The sequence below is a fragment of the Herbaspirillum sp. 1130 genome (assembly GCF_017833835.1).
GTDB lineage: Bacteria > Pseudomonadota > Gammaproteobacteria > Burkholderiales > Burkholderiaceae_D > Herbaspirillum > Herbaspirillum huttiense.
The window spans coordinates 1-1,292 of record NZ_JAFICQ010000012.1 but is presented as its reverse complement, the minus strand read 5'-3'; the positions used below and the strand labels follow the sequence as shown (position 1 = coordinate 1,292).

Here is a 1,292-nt window from a genome sequence, read left to right as displayed (position 1 = left end):
TGGCGCAGCACTTCCGCATCGATCCACACCTTGCCGAAGATGGCCATCTGCAGCGGCTCCACCACGTGGCGCAACACTTCCGGCAGCGCGGCCAGGATCACGCCACCCAGCACCACGCCCGGAATGTGGCCAATGCCGCCCAGCACCACCATGGCCAGCACGGCGATGGATTCGGTCAGGGAGAAGGATTCCGGCGAGACGAAGCCCTGGAAGGCACCGAACATGGCACCGGCCACGCCACCGAAGGACGCACCCATGGCGAAGGCCAGCAGCTTGACGTTGCGGGTGTTGATGCCCATCGCCTTGGCGGCGATTTCATCTTCACGGATCGCCACCCAGGCACGGCCCAGGCGCGAATCCTGCAGACGGCTCGAGAAGAAGATCACGAAGATGCACAGCACCAGGAACAGGTAGTAGTACGCGTTCACCGACGGCAGGTTCATGCCGAAGATCTTCAGCATCGAACCCGAACCCGGTTCACCGGCCAGTGAGACGCCGAACACGCGGATCGGGTCGATCAGGTTGATGCCCTGCGGACCATTGGTGATGTTCACCGGCGCGTTCAGGTTGTTCATGAAGATACGGATGATCTCGCCGAAGCCCAGCGTCACGATGGCCAGGTAGTCACCGCGCAGCTTCAGGGTCGGCGCACCCAGCAGCGCACCGAAGAGCGCCGCCAGCACGCCCGAGATCGGCACGATCAGCCAGAGCGACAAATGGATGCCGTTCTGCACGATCTGCGGACCGCACAGCCAGACCAGGAAATTGCCGATGGCCGGATAGGTATTGATGAAGGACTCGATCACCGCGGCGAACTGCGGCGAAGCCAGCAGGCCGGCGGTGTACGCACCGATGGCATAGAAGGCGATGTAGCCCAGGTCCAGCAGGCCGGCAAAACCCACCACCACGTTCAGGCCCAAGGCCAGCATGATGTAGAGCAGCGCCATATCCATGATGCGCACCCACGAATTGCCGAAATGCTGGGCGATCATGGGGAAGATGATCATCAGCGCCAACAGCGCCAGCAGGCTGAACCGCGCCTGCTGGGGGTTGCGCTTCATGTCGAAGGTCATGAGAGCCATAGTGTTCTCTTCCGATTTCTTAAGTTTCTAAGTTTCTGTTTTTAAGTTTTTAAGGTTTTAAATCTTAAAAACTCAGGCCCGATCCGCCACACGCTCACCCATGATCCCGGACGGACGCAAGGTCAACACGATGATCAGCACGATGAAGGCGAAGATGTCCTGATAATTGCTGCCCAGGAAGTTGCCAGTCAGGTCTCCGATGTAACCGGC

Annotated in this window: 1 protein-coding gene and 1 pseudogene; both read right to left on the bottom strand. The window is 59.8% G+C overall.

Annotated elements, in window-relative coordinates; translation table 11 throughout:
• Positions 1 to 1,082: ABC transporter ATP-binding protein (locus JOD78_RS27855; RefSeq protein ID WP_209570225.1), on the bottom strand; the 1,082-nt coding region annotated here is incomplete at its 3' end.
• Between the two features lie 72 nt (positions 1,083 to 1,154).
• Positions 1,155 to 1,292: pseudogene (locus tag JOD78_RS27850) on the bottom strand (branched-chain amino acid ABC transporter permease); the annotation flags it as partial.